The 21,938-nt window shown below is 60.8% G+C and carries 20 protein-coding genes and 1 tRNA gene (1 of these 21 only partly in view); 15 read left to right on the top strand and 6 right to left on the bottom strand.

Annotated features, from left to right (window positions below; genetic code table 11):
* Positions 1–159 precede the first annotated feature (159 nt).
* The 9 genes from GO499_RS13525 to GO499_RS13485 all read left to right on the top strand — a co-directional run bounded on the left by GO499_RS13525 (position 160) and on the right by GO499_RS13485 (position 9,353).
* On the top strand, positions 160–972 hold the full coding sequence (locus GO499_RS13525; RefSeq protein ID WP_284154743.1) for an ABC transporter ATP-binding protein: 813 nt from the start codon (positions 160–162) through the stop codon (positions 970–972).
* Positions 965–1,531: a hypothetical protein gene (locus GO499_RS13520; protein WP_161862668.1), complete on the top strand. Its 567-nt coding sequence runs from the start codon at positions 965–967 to the stop codon at positions 1,529–1,531. The genes GO499_RS13525 and GO499_RS13520 overlap by 8 nt, the downstream gene beginning before the upstream one ends.
* A gap of 51 nt (positions 1,532–1,582) precedes the next feature.
* Positions 1,583–2,545, top strand: a complete 963-nt coding sequence (locus GO499_RS13515) for a branched-chain amino acid ABC transporter permease (RefSeq protein WP_161863983.1) — start codon at positions 1,583–1,585, stop codon at positions 2,543–2,545.
* A 39-nt stretch (positions 2,546–2,584) separates the two neighbouring features.
* Positions 2,585–2,977 (top strand): hypothetical protein, encoded by a 393-nt coding sequence (locus tag GO499_RS13510; RefSeq protein WP_161862667.1) that lies wholly within the window; start codon positions 2,585–2,587, stop codon positions 2,975–2,977.
* Positions 2,977–4,053 (top strand): branched-chain amino acid ABC transporter permease, encoded by a 1,077-nt coding sequence (locus GO499_RS13505; protein ID WP_161862666.1) that lies wholly within the window; start codon positions 2,977–2,979, stop codon positions 4,051–4,053. Before GO499_RS13510 ends, GO499_RS13505 begins: the two co-directional genes overlap by 1 nt.
* 174 nt (positions 4,054–4,227) lie before the next feature.
* Entirely contained in the window at positions 4,228–5,517 is a 1,290-nt protein-coding gene (locus tag GO499_RS13500; RefSeq protein WP_161862665.1) for an ABC transporter substrate-binding protein, read from the top strand.
* A 60-nt stretch (positions 5,518–5,577) separates the two neighbouring features.
* Positions 5,578–6,402, top strand: a complete 825-nt coding sequence (locus GO499_RS13495; RefSeq protein ID WP_161863982.1) for an ABC transporter ATP-binding protein — start codon at positions 5,578–5,580, stop codon at positions 6,400–6,402.
* 9 nt (positions 6,403–6,411) lie between these two features.
* Complete coding sequence (locus tag GO499_RS13490; RefSeq protein ID WP_161862664.1) at positions 6,412–7,632, top strand: phenylacetate--CoA ligase family protein; 1,221 nt, start codon at positions 6,412–6,414, stop codon at positions 7,630–7,632.
* Between the two features lie 98 nt (positions 7,633–7,730).
* Complete coding sequence (locus tag GO499_RS13485; protein WP_161862663.1) at positions 7,731–9,353, top strand: peptidoglycan-binding protein; 1,623 nt, start codon at positions 7,731–7,733, stop codon at positions 9,351–9,353.
* Positions 9,354–9,442: 89 nt separating this feature from the next.
* On the opposite strand, the gene ykgO is transcribed toward GO499_RS13485, so the two are convergent.
* On the bottom strand, positions 9,443–9,568 hold the full coding sequence (gene ykgO / locus GO499_RS13480) for a type B 50S ribosomal protein L36 (protein ID WP_028287243.1): 126 nt from the start codon (positions 9,566–9,568) through the stop codon (positions 9,443–9,445).
* Between the two features lie 71 nt (positions 9,569–9,639).
* Positions 9,640–9,714: transfer RNA gene (locus tag GO499_RS13475), tRNA-Val, on the bottom strand.
* 235 nt (positions 9,715–9,949) lie between these two features.
* Between GO499_RS13475 and GO499_RS13470 the strand changes: the two genes are divergently transcribed.
* Entirely contained in the window at positions 9,950–10,711 is a 762-nt protein-coding gene (locus GO499_RS13470) for an N-formylglutamate amidohydrolase (protein WP_284154741.1), read from the top strand.
* Between the two features lie 326 nt (positions 10,712–11,037).
* Here the strand turns inward: GO499_RS13470 and GO499_RS13465 are convergent, their stop codons facing one another.
* The 3 genes from GO499_RS13465 to GO499_RS13455 all read right to left on the bottom strand — a co-directional run bounded on the left by GO499_RS13465 (position 11,038) and on the right by GO499_RS13455 (position 14,080).
* Positions 11,038–12,294, bottom strand: coding sequence for a DNA polymerase IV (locus GO499_RS13465; RefSeq protein WP_161862662.1), 1,257 nt, complete (start codon positions 12,292–12,294; stop codon positions 11,038–11,040).
* An 86-nt stretch (positions 12,295–12,380) separates the two neighbouring features.
* Positions 12,381–13,091: an orotidine-5'-phosphate decarboxylase gene (gene pyrF / locus GO499_RS13460; RefSeq protein WP_161862661.1), complete on the bottom strand. Its 711-nt coding sequence runs from the start codon at positions 13,089–13,091 to the stop codon at positions 12,381–12,383.
* Between the two features lie 59 nt (positions 13,092–13,150).
* On the bottom strand, positions 13,151–14,080 hold the full coding sequence (locus tag GO499_RS13455; RefSeq protein WP_161862660.1) for a type IV pili methyl-accepting chemotaxis transducer N-terminal domain-containing protein: 930 nt from the start codon (positions 14,078–14,080) through the stop codon (positions 13,151–13,153).
* A 209-nt stretch (positions 14,081–14,289) separates the two neighbouring features.
* Here GO499_RS13455 and GO499_RS13450 point away from each other — a divergent pair, with 209 nt between their 5' ends.
* The 3 genes from GO499_RS13450 to GO499_RS13440 all read left to right on the top strand — a co-directional run bounded on the left by GO499_RS13450 (position 14,290) and on the right by GO499_RS13440 (position 19,589).
* Positions 14,290–15,114 carry a TolB family protein gene (locus GO499_RS13450; protein WP_161862659.1) on the top strand — a complete coding sequence of 275 codons (825 nt, stop codon included), beginning with the start codon at positions 14,290–14,292 and terminating at the stop codon, positions 15,112–15,114.
* Positions 15,115–15,316: 202 nt separating this feature from the next.
* Positions 15,317–17,926 (top strand): ATP-dependent chaperone ClpB, encoded by a 2,610-nt coding sequence (gene clpB, locus GO499_RS13445; protein WP_161862658.1) that lies wholly within the window; start codon positions 15,317–15,319, stop codon positions 17,924–17,926.
* A 187-nt stretch (positions 17,927–18,113) separates the two neighbouring features.
* Complete coding sequence (locus tag GO499_RS13440) at positions 18,114–19,589, top strand: calcium-binding protein (protein ID WP_161862657.1); 1,476 nt, start codon at positions 18,114–18,116, stop codon at positions 19,587–19,589.
* Positions 19,590–19,630: 41 nt separating this feature from the next.
* Here GO499_RS13440 and GO499_RS13435 read toward each other — a convergent pair whose 3' ends face one another.
* Positions 19,631–20,110 carry a fasciclin domain-containing protein gene (locus GO499_RS13435; protein WP_161862656.1) on the bottom strand — a complete coding sequence of 160 codons (480 nt, stop codon included), beginning with the start codon at positions 20,108–20,110 and terminating at the stop codon, positions 19,631–19,633.
* A 315-nt stretch (positions 20,111–20,425) separates the two neighbouring features.
* Here GO499_RS13435 and msrP point away from each other — a divergent pair, with 315 nt between their 5' ends.
* Positions 20,426–21,358, top strand: a complete 933-nt coding sequence (msrP, locus tag GO499_RS13430; protein WP_161862655.1) for a protein-methionine-sulfoxide reductase catalytic subunit MsrP — start codon at positions 20,426–20,428, stop codon at positions 21,356–21,358.
* Positions 21,358–21,938 carry the 5' portion of a protein-methionine-sulfoxide reductase heme-binding subunit MsrQ gene (gene msrQ / locus GO499_RS13425; RefSeq protein WP_161862654.1) on the top strand. 46 nt of this gene lie beyond the right edge of the window, so 581 of the gene's 627 nt are visible here — the first part of the coding sequence; its start codon is at positions 21,358–21,360; its stop codon lies off the right edge, out of view. The genes msrP and msrQ overlap by 1 nt, the downstream gene beginning before the upstream one ends.

Below are 21,938 nucleotides of genomic sequence, written 5' to 3'. Positions count from 1 at the left end.
CAAGAGTTTTTTGTCCCTTGGTATCGGTCTTTTTTTGCATGGATGGCTGGGCGTGATATTTGGCGCGGGCTCAGTGGGAGCCGGCTGGATCTTGGGAATTATCGCATGTGTGAATCTTGCTCCTAGGTTCGGCTATTTTCGCTGCATAAGGATCGACTGATGGACGGCGGATCTTTCACCACACCGGACGGGCGGACCATCGGCGGGGTGCTGATGGAGATGCGCAACATCACGCTGCGCTTCGGCGGGGTGGTGGCGATCAAGGATATCTCGTTCGATATCCGAGAGGGGGAGATCCGGGCGATCATCGGGCCGAACGGGGCCGGCAAATCCTCGATGCTTAACGTGATCAACGGGTTCTATCATCCGCAGGAGGGCGAGATCTGGTTTCGCGGCGAGAAGCGCGGGCCGATGAAGCCGCATGCCATCGCGCATCAGGGGATCGCGCGGACGTTCCAGAACATCGCGCTGTTTCGCGGCATGAGCACGCTCGACAACATCATGACCGGACGGTTCACCAAGATGAAGGCACCGTGGTGGCAGCAGGCGATCTGGGCCGGGCCGGCGGAGAGGGAGGAAGTGGCCAACCGCGAGGTCGTGGAGAGGATCATCGACTTTCTCGAAATCCAGGCAATTCGCAAGACGCCGGTGGGCCGCCTGCCCTACGGCTTGCAAAAAAGGGTGGAACTGGGCCGGGCACTGGCGGCGGAGCCGAAACTCCTGTTGCTTGATGAGCCGATGGCAGGAATGAATGTGGAAGAGAAGGAAGACATGAGCCGCTTCATTCTGGATGTGAACGATGAGTTCGGGACGACGATTGCATTGATAGAGCATGATATGGGCGTGGTGATGGATATTTCTGACCGGGTCGTGGTGTTGGACTATGGCCGGAAGATTGGCGACGGGACCCCGGAAGAGGTGCGCAGGGACCAGGCGGTAATCGATGCATATCTCGGGGTTCCCCATGAGTGACGTGAAGGTAGCACTTCGCGTCACCCGCAGACGGGCCGCGGGATGCGCCATGGCCATCGCGATGATGATGCTGCAGGCGCCTGTGGCTATGGCCGACGATGCGGAACAGGCCGAGGCGTTCTGGGGCTTCGCTCAGGAGCGTTGCATCGGTCCGCAGGAGCAGAACACCACGCCGGTGAAGGATGGCATGAAGTTGTCGGCGGCTGTCGTGGCGCTGGTGCCGGGCCTGACCAACACCTCCCTAGCGTGGCAGACGCAGGACGACCTGTTCTTTCTCGCCCGTGATACCAGCAGCGAATATCTGCGCTGCAGTGTCGGCATTTATGATCCGGGTCTTCGACGCCGGGAAGTGGTGCGCGACGTCGTGCTGGCGAAGCTGGAAAAAATGGTGGCTGACGGCCGGTACGCCGAAACGGAACGACGCGGCGAGGAGGAACGGCTCATATTGCGGCTGGAGAGCAGTGACTGGCGCGAGGCCCCGATCGAGGTGATCCTGTTCTCCGACACCAAGATCGGCAGGCTGCATCTGTCCGTCAACGAGTTGAGAGCGGAGGACTGACAGTTGAGCGCACAGGCCCTCTACACGATCGAAGTGGTACTGAACGGTCTGATGGCCGGAGTGATGTATGCGCTTGTGGCGCTGGGTTTCGTGCTGATCTTCAAGGCCTCCGGCATCTTCAACTATGCCCAGGGTGTCATGGCGCTTTTCGCGGCGCTCACGCTGGTAGGGTTGCAAAGTGGCCAGGTTCCCTTCGCGCACCTTCTGAACGCGGTCTTCGGTTCGGATTTGCATTACTTCGGCTGGGAGATGCCGAAGATCGGCGGCGTGCCGGTGGTTGCAATTCTCATGGCGGTTCTGGTGATGATCGCCTTCGCCTACGCCGTGGAGAGATTGGTGCTGAAGCATCTGGTAAACCAGGAACCGATCATTCTGTTTATGGCGACGATCGGGCTGGCCTATTTCATGGAGGGGTTCGGAGACCTGATGTGGGGATCGGACATCAAGAAGCTTGATGTCGGCCTGCCGCAGGGTGGAAATTTGTGGCTGGAAGAGACCACGGCAAATTGGGGCGGCGAGGGGTTCTACGGATTCTATATCGACAATCTCGATATCTGGGCGACAGTCTTCGCGGCCATCCTCGTGATCGGATTGGTTCTGTTCTCGCAATACACGCGCACCGGGCGGGCACTGAGAGCGGTGGCCGACGACCACCAGGCTGCGCTGTCGGTAGGTATCAGCCTGCGCAGTATCTGGGTGATCGTTTGGTCAATTGCCGGTTTCGTGGCGCTGGTTGCCGGTATCATGTGGGGGGCGAAGCTGGGTGTGCAGTTCTCGCTGAGCCTGATCGCGCTGAAGGCACTGCCGGTGCTGATGCTTGGCGGGTTCACATCCATCCCCGGCGCAATCGTTGGCGGGTTGATTATCGGTGTGGGAGAGAAGCTGTTCGAGTTCAGCATCGGGCCGCTGATCGGCGGTGCCACCGAAAACTGGTTTGCCTATGTGCTGGCACTGCTGTTTCTTGTGTTCCGACCGCAGGGTCTTTTCGGCGAAAAGATCATCGAGCGGGTCTGATGTCGGCGTTTTTGGCCGAAGAACTGAGAGGAATGATACGTGAAGATGCTGGATCGCCTATTTCGGGAAGATGAAACGATGTCGCCCCGGCTGGTGGTAGGGGGAGCGCTCTTGGCGTTCGCCCTTGCGCTGTTCGCGCCGCAATTCGGAATGGTCATGCGCGGGCTGGTTTCGCTGATTGCGCTGATCTTGCTGGTGGCGCCCGCCTATATGGCCTTGCGCTTTCTGGTACCGATGATGGATCCGCGAGATGCGGAGGCGGACAGGTTTGCCGTCTGGGGCGGGCTTGTTCTGCTACTGGTCGTAGGCTTCTCGACCTTTGGGTTGATGACGCTTCCGGCGCTGGCACTGGCTGGCCTTCTCTTGTGGAAAAGGGCGCCGGAACTGATGGAGCCGTTCGAGCGGTTCAGTGGACCGAAGGCGAACTACTGATGTTTTATCGCGAGGCGGGAGATTTCAAAACAAGCTACGCGGCTGACGGCCAGACCTTCCCCATTACCTTCGATCGCTGGCGGTACTTCGCCGTCGTCGCCGTGGCATTTCTGGCGATCCCGTTCCTCCTGAATGAATACCTCGCTTCGGCGGTGCTGGTTCCCTTCCTTATCTGGTCGATCATTGCCATCGGCCTGAATATCCTGACAGGCTATTGCGGGCAGGTCAGCCTCGGCACCGGAGGCTTCATGGCTGTGGGCGCATATGCGGCCTACAAGATCATGACGGCGGTGCCGGATCTCAACATCCTCGTGGTGATCTTCCTGTCCGGCGGGGTGACGGCCTGCGTGGGGCTGCTGTTCGGCTTGCCTTCCCTTCGTATCAAGGGCTTTTATCTTGCCGTGGCGACACTGGCGGCGCAGTTTTTCCTCGTCTGGCTGTTCAACCGCGTGCCCTGGTTCTACAACTACTCGGCGTCGGGCCAGATCAACGCGCCGGACAGGACCATGTTCGGCTTCCTGATCACCGGACCCAACGCGACACCGGAGGCGAAATACCTGTTCTGCCTGATCATCGTCTTTGCGATGGCATGGCTGGCGCGCAACCTGACGCGAGGGCGGCTGGGGCGTTCGTGGATGGCGATCCGGGATATGGACATCGCTGCCGAGATCATCGGAGTGAACCCGTTGCGGGCGAAGCTTTCGGCCTTTGCCGTATCGTCGTTTTTCGTCGGCGTCGGCGGTGCGCTTTTCTTCACGGTCTATCTTGGTGCAGTGGAAGTGGGCGAGGCGTTCGGCATCAACAAGTCCTTCCTGGCGCTGTTCATGATCATCATCGGCGGGTTGGGCTCGATTTTCGGGTCATTTGCAGGGGCGGCGTTCATCGTGCTGCTTCCCGTTCTGCTGAAGAATATCATGGTTGGTGGGCTGGGATGGCCAACGGATATTGCCGCGCATTTCGAATTCGTCATTCTCGGGGCGCTGATCATTTTCTTCCTGATCGTGGAACCGCACGGGCTGGCGGCCCTGTGGCGGACAATCAAGGAAAAGTTGCGGCTGTGGCCGTTTCCACATTGAGGAGAAAAAGTTGAATGCCTCCGGCGGGGATATTTTTGCGAAGATGAAGGGCGGTTCCCCCTGCTTCGGTCCAAATGTCCATGGCGGAGGCGCCCAAGGCTGAGCGGAGCGTTGCGCTTCACTCAGAGATAATCAACGGACCCCGGAAAACGGGGCCATTAACGGGAGGAAGACATGAGACTAATTAATCTGACGGGTCTGGCGGTTGCTGGCCTGATGGCGGCAACGCCAGTGATGGCGGACCTGGTGTTTCCGTCGCTCAGCTATCGGACAGGGCCGTTCGCGGCCAGCGGGACGCCCTTTGCCGACGGTTATGCAGACTATTTCACGCTGCTGAACGAGCGCGATGGCGGTATTGGCGGCGTGAAAGTCTCCGTGCCCGAGTGCGAAACCGGCTATAATACTGAGAAAGGCGTGGAGTGCTATGAGAGCACGAAGGGTCTGGGCGCACTGGTATATCAACCCTTGTCCACCGGCATCACCTACCAGTTGATCCCGAAAGCGTCAGCAGATGGCATCCCGATTCATTCGATGGGTTACGGGCGAACCTCCGCTGCCAATGGCAAGGTGTTCGAATGGGTATTCAACTACCCCGGCACCTATTGGGATGCCGCTTCGATCATGGTGCAGCACGCCAAGGATCAGGCCGGTGGCAGCCTTGAGGGCAAGACGATCGCGTTGCTCTATCACAACTCGGCCTACGGCAAGGAACCGATCCGGACGCTTGAGGAAATCGCCAAGAACGAGGGCTACAGCCTGACGCTGATCCCGGTCGACAGCCCTGGACAGGAACAGAAATCCCAGTGGTTGCAGATTCGCCGTGAGCGGCCCGATTTCGTGCTGTTCTGGGGTTGGGGCGTGATGAATCAGGTCGCCGTGCAGGAGGCCGCCAATATTCGTTACCCGATGGAGAACTTCATCGGCGTCTGGTGGTCGGGTGCGGAACCCGACGTGCTGCCTGCCGGAGACGGAGCGGATGGTTACAAGTCGGTGAATTTCACCGGTGTGGGCACGGGCTTTCCGATTTTCGATGACATCCAGACACACGTGGTCGACAAGGGACTTGCAGCCGGCGACGGCAGCAGTATCGGGCAGGTGCAGTACAATCGGGGGCTTTATGCGGCGATGCTGGCGGCCGAAGCAGCCCTGAAGGCGCAGGAGATCCACGGCACTGCCGAGATCGACGCGGCGATGATGCGTGATGGCATGGAGGCGCTTGATGTCACGGCGGCGCGGATGGAAGAACTGGGCCTGCCCGGATTTGCACCCGAGGTTTCCGTCACCTGCGAGCAGCATTCCGGACCCGGTATCGCCCTGGTTCAGCAATGGAATGCAGGTGAGCAGAAGTGGGAGCCGGTGACTGATTTCATCGCAGCGGACCGCAGTGTCATCGAGCCGCTGGTGGCCGAGGATTCCGCGGCCTATGCGGCAGAGAACGGCTTGGAGGAACGCAGTTGTGAGTGATTGTTTGCGCCCCCTTGTCGAGAGGGGGCGCAATTGCTTTGGCAGGAAGGCGGACAACGCGTGCAGGATGGAACGGAAGCCGGGGAGACGCTCCTCGAAATCAACAATATCGAGGTGATCTACAACCACGTGATCCTTGTGCTGAAGGGTGTGTCGCTGACCGTTCCGAAGGGCGGGATCACGGCGCTTCTGGGCGGCAACGGCGCTGGCAAGACGACGACGCTGAAAGCAGTGTCCAACCTGCTGCACTCCGAGCGGGGGGAAATCACCAAGGGGTCCGTTGTGTACCGGGGCGAAAGGGTGGGCAACCTGTCACCTTCCGACCTGGTGAAGAAGGGAGTCATCCAGGTGATGGAGGGGCGGCACTGCTTTGAGCATCTGACCGTCGAGGAGAACCTGATGACGGGTGCCTACACCCGCACCGATGGCAAGGGCGCGGTCGCGGCGGACCTGGACATGGTGTACCGCTATTTCCCACGCCTGAAAGATCGCCGCAGGAGCCAGGCGGGTTATACCTCCGGAGGTGAGCAGCAAATGTGTGCCATCGGGCGGGCGCTGATGAGCCGACCTGAAACGGTGCTGTTGGACGAACCGTCGATGGGACTGGCGCCGCAGCTTGTCGAGGAAATCTTCACCATAGTCAAGGATCTGAACGAGAAGGAGGGCGTCAGTTTTCTGCTGGCTGAGCAGAATACCAACGTGGCCCTGCGGTTCGCCCATTACGGTTACATTCTTGAGAGCGGGCGTATCGTGATGGACGGCCCGGCTGCGGAGTTGCGGGAAAATCCGGATGTGAAGGAATTCTATCTCGGTGTTTCGGACAAGGGCCGCAAGAGCTTCCGTGATGTACGAAGTTACCGGCGTCGTAAGCGCTGGTTGAGCTGAGGGGCAGGGATGACATCTTTCTTCGACGCGCTTGAAAAACGGTCCACCGATCAGAGGGAAGCGGATCTCTTCGCAGGGTTCCGGGAGTTGATGGACTTCGCGCTGGAACATGCGCCGGGGTTGGCGGCCCATTTGGACGGATGCAGTGCAGACGAGATCGAGGATCGTGCGGCTTTGGCGCGGCTACCGGTGTTGCGCAAAAGTGCATTGTCCACGGTTCAGTCGCCGGAGCAGCCGCTCGGCGGGTTCTCGACCCGGTCGCACCGGCAAATGCGGCATCTGTTCATGTCGCCCGGACCGATCTTCGAGCCCGGCGGCGAGGCGCCGGATTTCTGGCGCCTCGGGCGATTCCTGCATGCCAGTGGCATCGGAGCCGGCGACATTATCCAGAATTGCTTTTCCTATCACCTGACACCTGCCGGAACCATGTTCGAGAGTGCGGCTGCGGCAGTGGGTGCGGCAGTGGTGCCCGCAGGTGTCGGGCAGACCGAAATGCAGGCAAGGGCAGCCGTTGCGCTTGGCGTAACTGCCTATGCCGGTACGCCGGATTTTCTTGGAAAAATTCTGGAGAAGGCGGACGAACTCGGGCTGGAGACGGCGATTTCCACCGCGACTGTTTCTGGGGGGGCACTCTTCCCGAGCCTGCGTCAGGGCTATGCTGACAGGGGCATCGCGACGCGGCAGTGTTATGCCACCGCTGACCTCGGGCTTGTGGCTTACGAGTCCGATGCGTTGGATGGAATGATCCTTGATGAGCATGTGATCGTCGAGATCGTGCGCCCCGGTACCGGCGATCCGGTGCCGGATGGTGAGGTCGGTGAGGTGTTGGTGACGGTGTTGAATCGGGACTATCCGCTGGTGCGGTTCGCCACCGGCGACCTTTCCGCGATGCTGCCGGGCGAGAGTGCCTGTGGCCGGACCGCGCCGCGCATCAAGGGCTGGATGGGCCGCGCCGATCAGGCGACGAAAATCCGGGGGATGTTCGTGCGACCGGAGCAGGTGGCGGAACTGGTTGCCCGTACGGGCGTTGGTAAGGCGCGGGTGACAATATCACGCGCCGGTGAGGACGATGTGATGGCCGTGTCGGTGGAGGGCAGCGACGGCGATACCTCGGCTCTGGAAGAGACAGTGAGGGATCTGCTGAAGGTGCGCGGCAGCGTGACAATTGTGCCGCCGGGCAGCCTGCCGAATGACGGGAAAGTGATTGACGATCAGCGCGTCTACGACTGATCTTTCAAAACTGTCATATCCGGACCCTTGTGTTGATTTCGGTTCTCGCGGGCGATGTGCTTCTCTCGCGGCAAGAATAGAACCGAAAGGGAGACATCATGTTTTCGAGCAAACTGACCCGCCGGTTGGCGGCCACCACTGCCTTGGCCTTGAGTGCAACCTTGGCGCAGGCACAGGATGTGGCACTCATCATCAGCAATCCTGCAACTCTGCGAGGCAGCCTTTCCGAGAACGTCGATAACGGGCATGCTGATCTTGTCTCACTATACCGGGACATGGGGTACGAGGTAACTCAGGGGCGTGATCTGAGCCGTTCGGCTATCCGAAGGATGCTGTCGGACTTTAGCCGCGAGGTAGAGGACGGGGACGGCAGGATTGTCATCCACTTCTCCGGTCGCGCCGTGACGATAGGCAATGAAACCTTACTCGTTCCGGCCGACATGTCCGCCACGGAACGCACGGGTGTAATCTTCGAGGCTGTGCCGCTGACCGCGCTGTTATCGACGGCTACTTCCGGCGAAGGCGATGCGGCCGTGATCTTGGCGCTCAACTCCATGGTGGACCCGGAGTTCGAAGAATTTGCGACGCGGCCGTTCGATGTTGATGCTCCGGAGAACGCTCTCGTCGTCTACGGAAATGCAGGCGCCGTGAACGAGGCAGTGCGGCAGGATTTTCTGACGCTTGGACTGAGTGCCACAGAAGTCGAATCCCGTAACAAGGGCGTAACGCTCAAGGGTAAGGTGACCGACGATATGTTGTTGGTCCCGGCTGGTCGCAACCGTGATACAGGCCTGAAGTTCGCGCAGGACATGCTTTGGCAGATGATTGCCACATCGGAAGACCGGGTGCTGATAGAAGCCTATCTTCGCCGCTTCCCGAATGGCCCACACGCCGAGGAGGCGAAATCGATGCTCGGCAACCCGGCGGAGCGGAACGAGCAGGCCATTGGACTGACAGCGGACGATCGCAAGGAAATTCAGCGGCACCTTACAATTCTCGGATATGATACGCGCGGGATCGACGGCATCTTCGGACGCGGTACGCGCGGCTCGTTGCGCAGTTGGCAGGAAACACGTGGACTGGATGTGACCGGATACCTCCGACAGCCGCAACTCGCCATGCTGGAAAGCGATGCCGACGCGCGGCGCAAAGAAATACGCGAGGCTGAATGGCAACGGAAGCGTGCCGATACCGAGTTTTGGCAGGCAACCGGCAAAAATGACACCAAGCCCGAGCTTCTGCGTTACCTCAAGCGGTATCCCAACGGCGTACATTCCAAGCAGGCCAACCGGATGCTGAACCAGATTCGCAAACAGGAAGAACAGTCCGCACGTTCCGAGGACCGCGATGCATGGCAGGCGGCCCAGCAGGATGCAACGATTGCAGCGTATCGTGCTTACCTGCAGGCAAACCCGGACGGTCGGTTCCGTGACAGGGCCGAGGAACAGATAGCCGAGCTTCGCGATGCCGACGACCGTCAGGCTCGACGTGCTGCGTTCCGCTCGGAAGAGGACGCATTGGGACTATCGCAGGATTCTATCAGAACGCTCGAACGGCGGTTGACGAGGCTGGAGTTTGAGCCGGGACCTGTGGACGGCACGGTCGATCAGGATACGCGCCGGGCTGTGCGCCAGTTTCAAAGTAGCCAGGAGCTGGAGGTGACAGGTTTTTTCAACCAGGGAACGGTACAGCGCCTTCTGGCAGTTTCCGACGACGACTGAAGAATGGTACCGGGTATCGTAAGCTGACGCCCGAAACAAAAAGGGCCGCACCATCATGGCGCGGCCCTTTTTAACTACTGCGACCGGCTTCAGCCCTGACGGGCTTTGAACCGACGCTGGGTCTTGTTGATCACGTAGACCCGTCCCTTGCGGCGCACCACGCGGCAATCGCGATGGCGGCTTTTCAGGGAGCGAAGCGAATTTCTGACCTTCATGGCCTCTCTCCTCGATCGGCGCGCGCGTTGCCTGCTGCGCCTTGTTGCGTTGGCCGCGGGCGGCCGGTGAATGGTGGGCGTAACTGGGATTGAACCAGTGACCCCTTCGATGTCAACGAAGTGCTCTCCCGCTGAGCTATACGCCCGAAAAACAGACAAGCAGAGACTCGCGCCCCTGCCGTGAGGGAGTTCTATAAAAGGGAAGATCACGGGGTTCAAGGGCTTTTGCCAAACTGATGTTTGCTCTAAGTTCCTTTTTGTCGAAGTTGCCGGAGCGCCGCCGCAGTGGAGTTGCCATACCATCTTACAATGCCGGGGCGCGTGACTTCCCGAGCCGTCTTCAGCTCTCCCCATTCCGGGTCCGACTATCCTACAGCCTTCATGGCCGGTGCACTGCTGGACCCGGTTGCCTTGCGCTCGTCGGAGGACGCATTCGTCGATCGGCTGTTCGAGGCCGCACCACGTGCCGGTGCGCCCATGCTGGTTGCCCGTTTCCCGCGCGCCTATGTCGACCTTAACCGCAAGGAAGATGAACTCGATCCTGCCCTGATTGCCGGGGTGGAGCGTGTGGCGACAAATCCGCGGATCGCGGCCGGTCTCGGAGTTATTCCCCGAGTCGTCGGAGAGGGGCGGGCCATTCAGGCCGGCAAGATTTCAATGGAAGAGGCGCAGTTGCGGCTGCGGCAGGCGTACCGACCCTTCCACAAGATGCTGGAGCAGATACTGCTACAGCAGCGCCGACGTTTCGGCAGCGCCATCCTCTTTGATTGTCACTCGATGCCGCACGATGCGCTGTCTGCCGCGCCGCTGGTCCATGGGCGGCGGCCCGATGTAATCCTCGGTGACAGGTTCGGGGCATCCTGCGGGCACTGGCTGATTGACGCGGCCATGGGAATCTTCACGGCCGAGGGGTTCGCCGTTGCCCGAAACGCCCCGTTCGCTGGCGGTTTCATTACCCAGCACTACGGTAAACCCGTCAGTGGCATTCATGCCTTGCAGATCGAGATTGATCGGAAGCTCTACATGGATGAACGAACGATCTTGCCGCACTCGGGATTTCGAGAGGCCAGCGAGCGTCTGGCGCGTGTGGTGGTGGCGCTGGCGCAAGTTTGCGACCAGGCGCAATCCCTCGCCGCCGAGTAGCCTCCCCATCTACAGCAAAAAAAGGGCCACGCACGAAGCGTGGCCCAAGTCTAGGGAGGAAGCGCCTCTCGGCGCACAATGCCAAAGCATCTGCAACGATCATCATGCTGCAGCGCAGCAGTGTCAAGTGTGCAGTTGCGAGATAGCTTGGCTGGCAAGCAGGAGTGATCGATATTGTCGATTTTGCAACAGTGGGCAGCATTCAGCTGAATGATTGCACGATTTTTGCTCAGTTCGAATGACAAACTATTGCTGCGGGTGCGCTGGATATCCGGGAATGCCGTGTTGCACGCTGCGTCGATAGTTGAGCCGAGAGAGTTTCGAGCCTAGCGCAGCGACCGGCCCTTGAGAATCGCATCCTTGCCGAACCGGTCGCGAATCGCATCCGTTGCCCTCTCCGCGGCTGTTCTGGCCTTGGCTGACGCATCCAACAGATCTGGAGACGTGTCGGCTTCGCTGCCTGCCGTCAGGTTGGTGAGGCTGACACCGATCAGCCGGAATGGCCCCTCGCTGATCGACCTTTCGAGCAAGGGTTTGGCGGCATCGAAGATGACATGGGCAAGTTGCGTGGGCTCCGGGAGGGTGATGCGACGCGACAGGCTGGAATGATTGCTGCGCTTCAGCTTCAGGGCAACAACACGGCCCGCGAGATCCTTTGCCTTCGCCCTGTCGGAAACGTTCTCTCCAAGCCTCCAGAGGTGGCCTTCGAGCAGGTCGGGATCAATCGTGTCTTCCGAGAATGTGGTTTCATTCGAAATGCTCTTGGTATCGGACCGTGATGAAACGCGGCGGCTGTCCTGGCCGCGGGCCAGATGCCACAGCCTGTCCCCCATGGCACCATAGCGCTCAGCGAGGGATTTGCGCTCTCGTCGCTTCAAATCTGCAATCGTGCGGATACCATCGCGTTCCAGAGTTTCCCGAAAGGCACGCCCCACGCCCCAGATAACGGAAACGTTCTGACGGGAGAGAAAATCGTCCGTTTCCGCCACGCCGATTACCGAGAAGCCGCGAGGTTTGTCGAGATCAGATGCGATCTTGGCCAGGAATTTGTTGTGTGACAGGCCGACGGAGGCGGAGACGCCCAACTCCTGTTCTATTCTGCGGACGAGCTGGGCCATCATTAATGATGGCGGTGCGCCGTGCAGCCGTTCGGTTCCCGTCAGGTCGAGGAAAGCCTCATCAAGCGAAAGCGGTTCGATGACCGGAGTGAGTTCTTCCATCAGGGACCGGATTTCGCGTGAAACCTCGACGTATTTCTCCATCCTTGGTTTGACGACCACGGCTTCCGGGCAGAGGGCGAGCGCCTTGAACATCGGCATGGCAGATCGCACGCCCTTTATCCGGGCTATGTAGCAGGCGGTGGAGACGACGCCCCGCTTGCCGCCGCCGATGATTACCGGCTTGTCGCGCAGGTCGGGATTGTCCCGCTTCTCAACCGATGCATAGAAGGCGTCGCAATCCATGTGCGCGATGGACAGACTACCCAGCTCCGTATGAGTCAGCAGGCGCGGGGAACCACACTTCCGGCAGCGCCGGCCTTTGGGGGGCTCTGTGGAGAGACAGTCGCGGCAAAGGCTGTTCATTACATGACTCTGAACGGGATGCCGGCAGCGTATCGCGTTTGAGACGAGACGTGAATTGCCATTTCCGGCAATTCTCTGTGACAGGCTCAGATATTCCGAATGCTGGCGAGGATATCAGCCGCAGCCTGTCGCGGGTTTTCCGATTGCCACATCGGGCGGCCGACGACGATATGATCGGCGCCTTTTGTGAGGGCCTCTGCCGGCGTGGCGATGCGTTTCTGGTCATTACTGGCGCTGCCTGCGGGGCGGACGCCAGGCGTCACGATCAGTTTTCCAGTTGCTTCCGGTAAAGCGCGGATTGCCACTGCCTCATGCGGGGAGGCGATCACACCATCTGCACCGGCGACAAATGCTGTCCTGGCGCGATCCACCACGAGATCAGCAAGTTCACCCGGGCGGATCAGCGAGCGGTCCAGATCCCCCCGGTCAAGCGATGTCAGGAAGGTTACGGCCAGGATTTTTGTTGGCAGGCCGGCGCTCGCACTGGCGGCGGCCTCCACGACGTGCGGATCGCCGTGGACCGTCAGGAAGTCGAGTTCGTACTGGCAAAGACCGGAGACCGCGGCTTTCACCGTCGCCGGAATGTCGAACAGCTTCATGTCGAGAAAGACCCGCTTGCCGTGTTGCTTCAACTCGTCGGCGAGAGCGAGCCCGCCACCGGTGAGCATGCCGAGCCCGATCTTGTAGAAGCCTACGGCCGGACCGATTTGATCGACCATTTCGAGGGCTGCGAGGGCATTGGGGAGGTCGAGGGCCACGATGAGCCTGTCATCTGCGCGGGTGACCGTCTCGCTCATGTTCGCCTCGCACGTTTGCCGGTGGCGGGGCGCACCGTGATGCGCCCCGAAACTTGGCGTCAGTTCTTAGCGGTTTCCTTGAAACGTACAAGGGCTTCAATCGCCTGCGTCATCTCACCGGTGATCTTCTCCATCGTGCCATGGAGAGTTTCAAGATCATCGAGATCGGGCTGACCACCATTTGCAACAGCTTCCGCGATGGGGCGAATGCTCGCCCAGTTCTGGGAAACTAGCTCAAGCTGATCGCGGATTTCTTCGGTCGGTGCGGGCGGCACACCTAGGGCAGGCATGCCCTCGATGAAGGCTCTCACGGAGTTTTCATAGATGCCTACGGTTTCCACCAAGGATGCGCGGGATTCCTCCACATTGTAATTCTGAGCAATAAGGCAAATGTCCTTGGACAGTTTCTTGCCCAGCATACGCTGCCGTTCATAAAGGTCGATCAGCAGGGCGTTGCCGAGGCCACCATCGGCGCTGATCTCGTCCTCGTATTCGGAGCGGAAGGATACGACTAGGGAGTTGTTGAGGTCGGACAGGAGCGCCGTCTCGTCGATGATCGCGTTGAAGTCGCTCTCCGGAATGTAGACGCCTTCGAGAACCCTGTCATATTTGACTGAAAGGTCCTGCCAGACTTTGTCCACACGCTCCCACTTGCGGCGGACCAACCGGCTCTGTTCGGCCTGAAGCTCCAGCCCGCTGTTCCCGCCGTTGATACCGAGGTGATACCAATCAAAGACGTTCCGCATCACGTAGAGGTCGGATTCGTTCTCTTCCTGCTCAACGTTCAGACGGGAAAGGCAGATTGCGCTGGCCATGCCTTCGGACAGCATGCGCTGACGGCCAGCGATGGTGTAGCGCGTACCCATTGTCTTGGTGGCGCCTTCGCGTGACTGGGCAACGGCGGGTTCGACGATGGCGGGCAGGGCAATGGCCGCAGCCAGCGTCGCGCCGATCAGCGCGGTACTTTTGAAGCGAAAAAACGGATACACGGGGGAGGTCTCCTTCGTTTTTGACGAATGTTCTGGCGTTCTCTGGGGGCCAAAGGGCTTTGATTCTCGCGATCACAAATGCGGATCGTATGCGGCAATTTTGTGTGCGTCAGACGTTCAAAACGAGATACGGTGTTATGTTCGTCGCGGCTTTGCCGGGAGCCTGCCGTGGCCCGTGAAGGCAATTCGGAAGACCGGAGAAAAATAGAATGCGAAGTTTTATCGAGACATTCGAGATAGATATCGGGCGCCGAAATATCGTACTTGCCAGTGCGGACCTGCTTGAAGCCCCCAATTGGTCCCCGGATGGACAGACGCTTGTCGTCAACGGCGATGGTCATCTTTTTCGGCTTTCCGTGGCAAATCCGAAGCTGGAGACAATTGATACAGGTTGTGCGGATGAGTGCAACAACGACCATGGGTTGTGTCCAAAGGGATACCGAATCGCAATCTCGCACCGGCTGAACGGCGACTCCACGATCTTCACTTTGCCCTTCGAGGGTGGGGAGCCGGTGCAGGTCACGGCACGCAATCCGAGCTATTGGCACGGGTGGTCGCCGGACGGGCGGCGGCTGGCCTTTGTGGGGCGGAGAGACGGGGCGTTCGACATCTTTACTATCCCTGTCGCCGGGGGGGCGGAGAAGCGGCTGACGCGGGACATGGGGCATTGCGACGGCCCGGACTACACGCCGGATGGCGCGTGGATCTGGTTCAATTCGGACAAGACCGGATCGGCGCAGTTGTGGCGGATGCGGGTGGATGGCAGCGGATTGCAGCAGATGACGGACGACGCGTTCGTGAACTGGTTTCCGCACCCGGATCCAACCGGTAAACACGTGCTTTACCTGGCTTATCCGCCCGGCACGACTGGGCATCCGCGGGACCGGGATGTGGTCTTGCGGCTGATGCCGGCGGAAGGCGGTGAGGCGCGGGATCTGTGCCGCTTCAACGGCGGGCAGGGTACGATCAACGTGCCCTGCTGGGCGCCCGACGGGCGGGCATTCGCCTTCGTTTCCTACGCAGCCCCGGAGTGAGGTGCCCCCCCGGAGAGAAAGCTGGGTTCGGTATGGGTTTGGTATGGTTTCGGTATTGCGACCGGATTGGTCGGGAATTTTGCTGCAGAAGGCGCCTGTTGCATTCTTGCAACCCTGATTTCGACACCCCATATCCCAATCGAGGCTTGCGGCCCGCGCCTGATCGGGCGGCCCGGCAGGCGCTTTGAGAAGGAGACTGACCATGAACTTGGAGAAGTTCAGCGAACGGGCGCGTGGGTTCATCCAGGCGGCCCAGACGATCGCGATGCGAGAGGACCACCAGCGCATCCTGCCGACGCATCTGCTGAAAGCGATGATGGACGATGAGCAAGGGCTCGCCGCCAACCTAATCGCTGCCGCGGGGGGCGATGCGGCTGCCGTGCGCCAGGACGTCGATGCTGCCGTGGCCGGATTGCCGAAGGTGACGGGTGGCGGAGACCAGATCTATATAGACACGCTGACCGGCAAGGTGCTGACCGAAGCCGAGGATCTGGCGAAGAAGGCCGGAGACAGTTTCGTGACTGTCGAACGGATGCTGACGGCACTGGCGGTGCAGCCGAGCGATGCTGCCAAGATCCTTAAGACCGCAGGCGTGAGCGCCAAGTCGCTGAACGAGGCGATCAATGCCGTGCGCAAGGGGCGGACGGCGGACAGTGCATCGGCGGAAGATACGTTCGAGGCGCTGAAGAAATATGCCCGCGATCTGACGGAAGCCGCACGCGAGGGCAAGATCGACCCGATCATCGGCCGCGACGAGGAAATCCGCCGCACGATGCAGGTGCTGAGCCGCCGGACCAAGAACAACCCCGTGCTGATCGGCGAACCCGGCGTCGGCAAGACCGCCATCGCCGAAGGGCTGGCGCTGCGGATCGTGAACCGCGATGTGCCTGAGAGCCTTGAGAACAAGAAGCTGATGGCGCTGGACATGGGCGCGCTAATCGCGGGGGCCAAGTATCGCGGCGAGTTCGAGGAGCGGCTGAAATCCGTGCTGAACGAGGTGACGGCCGCGGCGGGCGAGATCATCCTGTTCATCGACGAGATGCACACGCTGGTGGGGGCGGGCAAGTCCGAAGGGGCGATGGATGCCTCCAACCTTTTGAAGCCCGCGCTGGCGCGTGGTGAGTTGCACTGCGTGGGTGCGACGACGCTGGACGAGTACCGCAAGCACGTCGAGAAGGACGCAGCCCTTGCCCGCCGGTTCCAGCCGGTGATGGTGACTGAGCCGAACGTGTCCGACACCATCTCCATTCTGCGCGGGATCAAGGAAAAGTACGAGGTGCATCACGGCATCCGCATTTCCGACCGGGCACTGGTGGCGGCGGCGACGCTGAGCCATCGCTACATCACGGACCGGTTTCTGCCGGACAAGGCCATCGACCTGATGGACGAGGCAGCCAGCCGCTTGCGGATGGAAGTGGACAGCAAACCGGAAGAACTGGACGCTCTGGACCGCGAGATCCTGCAGAAGCAGATCGAGGCGGAGGCGTTGAAGGTCGAGAAGGATGACGCTTCTCGGGACCGGTTGCAGAAGCTGGAGGCGGAGCTTGTGGAGTTGCAGGAGCGTTCCTCCGAGATGACGGCGCAGTGGCAGGCCGAGCGCGACAAGCTGGCCGGGGCGCGGGATATCAAGGAACAGCTGGACCACGCGCGCGCGGAATTGGATCAGGCCAAGCGGGCTGGCAACCTCGCCAAGGCGGGTGAGTTGCAGTTCGGTGTCATTCCCGATCTGGAGAAGCGGTTGGCCGAGGCCGAGCGCGCCGAGGAAAGCGACGTAATGGTCGAGGAAGCGGTGCTGCCCGAGCACGTGGCGAGCGTCGTGGAGCGCTGGACCGGCATTCCGGTGGACCGGATGCTGGAAGGCGAGCGCGAGAAATTGTTGCGGATGGAAGAGGATCTGGGCCAGCGGGTGATCGGGCAGGCGAAGGCCGTGGCCGCGGTTTCCAATGCGGTGCGCCGCTCGCGCGCCGGGCTTGCGGACCCGAACCGACCAATGGGCAGTTTCCTGTTTCTTGGGCCGACCGGTGTGGGCAAGACCGAGCTGACCAAGGCACTGGCCGAGTTCCTGTTCGACGACGACAGCGCAATGACCCGCGTGGACATGTCCGAGTTCATGGAGAAGCATTCCGTGGCCCGGTTGATCGGCGCACCTCCGGGTTACGTGGGCTACGATGAAGGCGGAGTGCTGACGGAAGCGGTGCGGCGCAAGCCCTACCAGGTGATCCTGTTCGACGAGGTCGAGAAGGCACATGGAGATGTGTTCAATGTGCTGTTGCAGGTGCTGGATGATGGCCGCCTGACGGACGGGCAGGGGCGTGTGGTCGATTTCAAGAACACGCTGATCATCCTGACGTCGAACCTCGGCAGCCAGGCACTGTCTATCCTGCCGGAAGGCACGGATAGTGCAGAAGCGAAGGAGCAGGTGATGGAAGCGGTGAGGGCGCATTTCCGCCCCGAGTTTCTGAACCGGCTGGACGAAATCGTGCTGTTCGACAGGTTGTCCCGCGCCAACATGGACGGGATCGTCGATATCCAGCTGGGGATTCTCGATCAGCGGCTGGAGGCGCGCAACATCCGGCTGACGCTGGACGAGGACGCGAGGACATGGCTGGCCAACCAGGGCTATGATCCGGTTTACGGGGCGCGTCCGCTGAAACGCGTGATCCAGCGGAGCCTGCAGAACCCGCTGGCGGAAATGCTGCTGTCCGGGGAGGTTGTGGACGGCAGCCAGATCCCGGTAACGGCAGGCCCGGACGGGCTGATCGTTGGCGATCATCTGGCTGACGAGGGCCCGCGGGCAGCCGTGGTGCACTGAGCGAAACGGGCGCGGCGCATCATCGCCGCGCCCGTTTGCACTCGGTGTCCTGCCGGTGGGCCACGGAGTGTGCCGAAGATCACGCAAGAACCGGTTAAATTACCTTTCTAAGCCGATTTTTGATATACAGCCTCTCGGAAAACCGGCGCCGCCAGGACCAGGCGCGTCGATCTTGAGGAGTGTAATCATGGCTGTAATTCTGACAACGAACACGACAATCGGGATCAACGTTTCCGCAAGCGGGGACACCTACATCACGCGGGAAGGTTTCTATGTCGCCGCGGATACGGATGCTTTCGATTTCGTGGACTTCGACAACCTCGAGTATTTCATTGAGGGCGATGTGTTCGCCGGAGACGACGGCATCGTTGCCTCGACGGGAGCCAATAACAACGATATCTCCATCGGGTTCGGCGCCTCCGTCCAAGCGGGCGGCGACGGGATCCAGTTCTTTGGCAACACTGTGAGTGATAGCGGCCACGACTTCGTCAACAATGGTTCGATCGTGGGGCTCTCTGGCGAAGGGGTCGACGTGCGGGCCAGTTTTTCCTCGCTTATCAACTACGGATCAATAACCGGCTTCGGCTTCGGCGTGTTCTACTCCGGCACCGGCAATTCCGTCCGCAATCACGGGACCGTCTCCTCCGCCTCGACGGGAATCGGGCTCTCCGGATCGAACGGCGAGATCCGAAACTTCGGTGGAGTGATTGCCGAGTCGAACGGCCTTGATGTGTCGGGCGGGGACTACATCATCCACAATGCCGGAAACATCTCCGTTGGATCCATCGGTATCGACGCCGGCTCGGGCTCGGGTAACATCCTGAACGCGGGCAACATCCTCGCGTCTATCGGCGTGCGGATGTCGGCTCCAACCGACAGCATAGAGCAGAATGGCAGGCTGACGAATTCGGGCGAAATTCATGCGGATTCGACCGGGATCGACATTGTGTCGGTCGATTCGGTGGATGTGTTCCGTGTCGTCAACAGCGGCCTTGTCTCGGTGGCTGCCCCGGACGGTGACGCGCTTTCAGGCGGCGGGTCGGTCGAGATCCTTGTCAATACGGGTACGCTGATCGGGGATGTTACGTTGAATGGCGGCGACGATGTTTATTTCGGCACCAACGGGCGCGTGATCGGCGTGGTCGACGGCGGCGCCGGTGATGACATTCTGCGCGGCGGGGACGAGGACAATGATCTCGACGGCGGAACAGGGGACGACATGTTGCGCGGTGGCGGAGGCGATGACGAGTTGCGCGGCAGTGCCGGCCATGACGAGTTGCGCGGCGACGCGGGGGACGACCTGGTGTCCGGCGGCGGCGGTCATGACCTGATGTTTGGCGGTCTGGGCGATGACGACCTTAAGGGTTTCGGAGGGGACGATACGCTGAACGGCGGACAGGGCGACGACCTGCTGTCCGGAGGCTCCGGTGCGGATGTGTTCCAGTTCTATCGCAATGCGGGGGAAGACCGGATCTGGGATTTCCAGAACGGCACGGACAAGATCGACATGACGGCCTTCAGCGTGTTCTTCAGCGACATCAATGCGGCCATGACCTCGCGCTGGGGGAATGCGATCATCGATCTGGATGCGTTGGGCGGCAGCGGCACGATCATCGTCAACGGTGCGGCTGGCGCGCTGGACGCGAGCGATTTCATCCTGTGAGTAACACCCGGGGCCTGTAGCCCCGGGCGCACCGGCAGCGGTTACTGCGGCATGATCACGCTGTCGATCACGTGAATGACGCCGTTCGATGCCTCGATATCGGCGGTGGTCACGGTCGCCCCGTCGACCATCACGCCACCCTCGGTGGTGATGTCCACCTCGGAGCCCTGCACCGTGGCCACGGACATCGGGCCGGAGATGTCTGTGGACATCACCTTGCCGGGGATGACGTGGTAAGTGAGGATCGCGGCAAGCTGATCCTTGTTCTCGGGCTGCAGCAGACCTTCGACCGTGCCTTCGGGCAGGGCGGCGAAGGCTTCATCTGTGGGCGCGAAGACAGTGAACGGGCCTTCGCCCTTGAGTGTTTCCACCAGTCCGGCCGCTTCAACGGCTGCCACCAGGGTGGAGAAGGTGCCGGCATTGACGGCCGTGTCGACGATATCCATCGAGTGCCCGTCTGCGAAAGCGGGTGTGGACAGGCCCAGGGCGACGGTTGTTGCTATGAAAGTACGGCGAAGCATTGTGTTCCTCCTTTGAAGGTTTCAGACACGGAGCACATCCTTGTCTGGCTGGAGATACGGCGCTCCCTTGAAAGCGGATCATGGCAAAAATCCCGCGCGCGGCCTTGAAACGTGCCGTGCAGCGCTAAGCCCGGCACTTGCGGGATTTCCACTCACCATTTGTTTACCGGCAGGTGCCCTGCGCTGCCGGCCGTAGCCCGGGTGCTGTCACATTTCACGAGGAAACGTGAATCCGCCGTTACGGGATTCCGTGCGAAAAGAACGGCAATGGCGCGGATGTGCGCCCATAAGTGTAAATGACGAGGGAATGACCTGTTGCTGATCAACACCGCGCCGAAAATCCGATCTTCCGAGATCACGCCGAAAGCCGCTTTCCTGAACCGCCGCGCCCTGTTGGCGGGCACCGCTGGCGCGATTGCCGGGGCGGCGGTGCCGCGCCAGGCGGTGGCGCTGGATTACGTGAAAGCCGAGGGAGAGCCACCGGCGCCATTGACGGCCTTTGAGGAAATTACCAGTTACAACAATTTCTACGAATTCGGCCTGCGCAAGGAAGACCCCAAGCGCTATGCCGGGGAGCTGACGACCGACCCGTGGAGCGTGAAGATAGACGGCATGGTCGGGCGACCGGGTGACTATGCTCTGGAAGACCTGTTGAAGCCGTCGGTGCTGGAGGAGCGGGTCTACCGGTTCCGTTGTGTCGAGGCCTGGGCGATGGTGGTGCCGTGGATCGGCATTCCGCTGGCTGACGTGATAGCGCGGGCGGAGCCTCAGAGTAGCGCGAAATACGTGGCATTCGAAACCCTGGTACGGCCGGAAGAGATGCGCGGGCAGCGCGGCTTCCAGTCGCTTGAGTGGCCCTATCGCGAGGGCCTGCGCCTCGACGAGGCCATGAACCCGCTGACGATTCTCGCCAACGGCCTGTATGGCGAGGAACTGCCGAACCAGAACGGCGCACCACTTCGGCTGGTGGTGCCGTGGAAATACGGCTTCAAGTCGATCAAATCGATCGTTCGGATCACGCTGACGGATCGCCAGCCGCCGACGACATGGAACATGACGGCGGCAAGCGAGTACGGCTTCTATTCCAACGTGAACCCGGAAGTGGACCACCCGCGCTGGAGCCAGGCGAAGGAACGCGTGGTCGGCAGCGGGCTGTTCGCGGGCAAGCAGGATACCCTGTTGTTCAACGGATACGCCGATGAGGTCGGCAGCCTCTATGCCGGCATGGACCTGCACAAGAACTTCTGATGGAAGCGGTGCGCTCGTTGAATGGCTGGCTGCGCAAGCCGCCTGTCTGGCCTTTCTACATCCTCGCCGCAGTGCCATTCGGCTGGTATGTCTGGCTGGCGGCGACGAACGGTCTGGGGCCGGATCCCGTCAAGACATTGGAGCACGGACTGGGCAAGCTCGGTTTGCAGTTCCTGGTGGCATCGCTTTGCGTCACGCCGCTGTTGCGGATCACCCGGATCAACCTGATGCGCTTTCGCCGGATGCTGGGACTGGCGTGCTTCGCCTATGTGGCGCTGCATTTCGCCGTCTATCTCTTTCTTGACCTGCAACTGGACTGGGGAGCGCTGGCCAAGGATCTGACCAAGCGGCCCTACATCATTGCGGGCACATCGGCGTTCTTGCTGCTGGTGCCGCTGGCGGTGACATCTAACGGGTGGTCGGTGCGCAGGCTCGGCGGCGCGGCCTGGGCGAAACTGCACCGACTCGTCTATCCGGCGGCGGTTCTGGCCGCCCTGCACTATATCTGGCTGGTGAAGGCCTGGCCGCTCGAGCCGATGGTTTACGGGGTCGGAATTGCCATACTGCTGGCATCGCGCGG

Origin of the sequence: Algicella marina, assembly GCF_009931615.1 — a bacterium.
Lineage (GTDB): Bacteria > Pseudomonadota > Alphaproteobacteria > Rhodobacterales > Rhodobacteraceae > Algicella > Algicella marina.
The sequence above is the reverse complement of the archived record's forward strand: the minus strand, read 5'-3'. Positions and strand labels throughout refer to the sequence as shown.